Source organism: Klebsiella sp. K5-45, from assembly GCF_030128605.1.
In the GTDB taxonomy this organism is placed as follows: Bacteria; Pseudomonadota; Gammaproteobacteria; order Enterobacterales; family Enterobacteriaceae; genus Klebsiella; species Klebsiella quasipneumoniae.
This window is the reverse complement of sequence record NZ_JAKUZW010000049.1, coordinates 1-1,336: the sequence shown is the minus strand read 5'-3', so window position 1 is coordinate 1,336 and position 1,336 is coordinate 1. Positions and strand designations below refer to the sequence as shown.

The 1,336-nt window shown below is 52.8% G+C and carries 1 rRNA gene; it reads right to left on the bottom strand.

Annotated elements, in window-relative coordinates:
* Positions 1-1,336: ribosomal RNA gene (locus tag MKS11_RS27360) — 23S ribosomal RNA — on the bottom strand; the annotation flags it as partial.

The following is a 1,336-nucleotide window of genomic DNA, read 5'->3' as shown; positions in this document are numbered from 1 at the left end:
CAGCCTACATGCTTAAACCGGGACAACCGTCGCCCGGCTAACATAGCCTTCTCCGTCCCCCCTTCGCAGTAACACCAAGTACAGGAATATTAACCTGTTTCCCATCGACTACGCCTTTCGGCCTCGCCTTAGGGGTCGACTCACCCTGCCCCGATTAACGTTGGACAGGAACCCTTGGTCTTCCGGCGAGCGGGCTTTTCACCCGCTTTATCGTTACTTATGTCAGCATTCGCACTTCTGATACCTCCAGCAACCCTCACAGGTCACCTTCGCAGGCTTACAGAACGCTCCCCTACCCAACAACACATAGTGTCGCTGCCGCAGCTTCGGTGCATGGTTTAGCCCCGTTACATCTTCCGCGCAGGCCGACTCGACCAGTGAGCTATTACGCTTTCTTTAAATGATGGCTGCTTCTAAGCCAACATCCTGGCTGTCTGTGCCTTCCCACATCGTTTCCCACTTAACCATGACTTTGGGACCTTAGCTGGCGGTCTGGGTTGTTTCCCTCTTCACGACGGACGTTAGCACCCGCCGTGTGTCTCCCGTGATAACATTCTTCGGTATTCGTAGTTTGCATCGGGTTGGTAAGTCGGGATGACCCCCTAGCCGAAACAGTGCTCTACCCCCGAAGATGAATTCACGAGGCGCTACCTAAATAGCTTTCGGGGAGAACCAGCTATCTCCCGGTTTGATTGGCCTTTCACCCCCAGCCACAAGTCATCCGCTAATTTTTCAACATTAGTCGGTTCGGTCCTCCAGTTAGTGTTACCCAACCTTCAACCTGCCCATGGCTAGATCACCGGGTTTCGGGTCTATACCCTGCAACTTAACGCCCAGTTAAGACTCGGTTTCCCTGCGGCTCCCCTATACGGTTAACCTTGCTACAGAATATAAGTCGCTGACCCATTATACAAAAGGTACGCAGTCACACCATAAAGGTGCTCCCACTGCTTGTACGTACACGGTTTCAGGTTCTTTTTCACTCCCCTCGCCGGGGTTCTTTTCGCCTTTCCCTCACGGTACTGGTTCACTATCGGTCAGTCAGGAGTATTTAGCCTTGGAGGATGGTCCCCCCATATTCAGACAGGATACCACGTGTCCCGCCCTACTCTTCGAGTTCACAGCCTGTGCATTTTGGTGTACGGGACTATCACCCTGTACCGTCGGACTTTCCAGACCGTTCCACTAACACACAAGCTGATTCAGACTCTGGGCTGCTCCCCGTTCGCTCGCCGCTACTGGGGGAATCTCGGTTGATTTCTTTTCCTCGGGGTACTTAGATGTTTCAGTTCCCCCGGTTCGCCTCGTTAACCTATGTATTCAGTTAACGATAGTG